Source organism: Micromonospora deserti (assembly GCF_003236335.1).
Taxonomy (GTDB): Bacteria; Actinomycetota; Actinomycetes; order Mycobacteriales; family Micromonosporaceae; genus Micromonospora; species Micromonospora deserti.
This window is the reverse complement of record NZ_POUB01000483.1, coordinates 1-1,831: the sequence shown is the minus strand read 5'-3', so window position 1 is coordinate 1,831 and position 1,831 is coordinate 1. Positions and strand designations below refer to the sequence as shown.

1 protein-coding gene and 1 pseudogene are annotated in these 1,831 nt (G+C 72.7%); both read right to left on the bottom strand.

From position 1 onward, the window contains the following. Positions 1–142 (bottom strand): annotated as a pseudogene (locus C1I99_RS31375) (aminotransferase class V-fold PLP-dependent enzyme); the annotation flags it as partial. Between the two features lie 304 nt (positions 143–446). After that, positions 447–1,831 (bottom strand): cation:dicarboxylate symporter family transporter (locus C1I99_RS31370; RefSeq protein ID WP_199562466.1); only part of this gene is annotated, 1,385 nt, incomplete at its 5' end.

Below are 1,831 nucleotides of genomic sequence, written 5' to 3'. Positions count from 1 at the left end.
CCCACGAAGTACCCCCCACCCGCCAGTCGGCCAGCGCCTCCTGCAGCGCCACCCAGGCCGGCTCGGGCGGCAGCCCGTAGCTGGCGGTGTTCAGCCATCCCGGCTGCGGCTGCCACAGCTTCTGCGCCTGCTCCAACTCCATGGCGGCGAGGCTAGCGGTGCGGCGGGGCGGCCCGGAGCGGCCAATCTTCCACCCGTGGCCCCGCGCCGCGCCAGCCCTGAGGCGGGTCCACCCGGCGCAGGCGACACGTCGGTGCGCGCGGGCGACAGATAGGCACGCGCAGGCGGCACGCGCCGCCCGGGCCGCGCCGGCGGTCGGCGCGGCCCGGGCAGCGGGACGGGGGTCAAGGTAGCGCGATCGTCGTGATCTGGGGCGGAGCGACCGCCCGGCGCGACCCCGGTCCCCGGAGAACGGTACGGACCACCCCCCGAGGACCGGCGTCTGGTCAGGCGGGCGTGCCGGCCAGCGACGGCCGGGGCGCCTCCTGCCGCGGCCCGTCGGCGGGTGCCGACCGGTCCGGCGCGTCGCCCGACTCGTCGTCGTCGAGCATGGTCGCCTCGTCGAAGGGGCGCTGCCCGCTCAGCACGGCCCGCGCCTGCTCCCGGTCGAACTCGCGGGTCCAGGTGCCGACCAGGACGGTGGCGACCGCGTTGCCGGCGAAGTTGGTCAGCGCCCGGGCCTCGGACATGAACCGGTCGATGCCGACGATCAGCCCGACCCCGTCCAGCAGGTCCGGGCGGTGCGACTGGAGCCCGCCGGCGAGCGTGGCCAGGCCGGCGCCGGTGACCCCGGCCGCCCCCTTCGAGGCGATGATCATGAAGAACAACAGGCCGATCTGCTCCCCGACCGACATCGGCTTGCCCATCGCGTCGGCGACGAAGAGCGAGGCCATGGTCAGGTAGATCGCCGTGCCGTCGAGGTTGAACGAGTACCCGGTCGGCACGGTGATCCCGACGACGGGCCGGCTGATCCCGACGTGCTCCATCTTGGCGATCAGTCGGGGCAGCGCCGACTCCGACGACGAGGTGGAGACGATCAGCAGGAACTCCCGGCCCAGGTAGCGCAGCAGCGAGAAGATGTTGATCCGGGCGACGAGCCAGAGCAGCGCGCCGAGCACGACGAAGACGAAGAGCAGGCAGGTGGCGTAGAAACCGAGCATGATCTGGGCGAGGCTGGTCAGCGCGTCCATCCCGGTCGCACCGACGACCGCCGCCAACGCGCCGAACGCGCCGATCGGGGCGACCCACATGATCATGGCCAGCACCTTGAAGACCAGCCGCTGGATCATCCCGACGGCGCGCAGGACGGGCTCGCCCCGACTGCCGAGCGCCTGCACCGCGAAGCCGACCAGCAGGGCCACCAGCAGGGTCTGGAGCACCTCCCCCTCGGTGAGCGCGGAGAACAGCGAGGTCGGGATGATCCCGAGCAGGAAGTCGACAGTGCCGCCGCTCTCGCCGCCGGCCACCGCCTGGCCCGCACCGGCCGTCTCCGCCCCGAGGCTCAGGCCGGCGCCGGGCTGGATCAGGTTGCCGACCACCAGCCCGATGGCCAGGGCGACGGTCGACATGATCAGGAAGTAGCCGAGAGCGAGTCCGCCGACCTTGCCGACCTTCGCCGCTTGGCGGACGGATCCGACACCGAGGACGATCGTGCAGAAGATGACCGGACTGATCATCATCTTGATCAGGCCGATGAAGCCGGTGCCGAGCGGTTTCAGGGCCTTGCCGACCTCGGGGGCGACGAAGCCGACGACGATGCCGGCGACCGCCGCGACGATGACGGCCAGGTAGAGGTAGTGCGTACGGTCCCGGCGGCGGGGCCGGGCCGGGG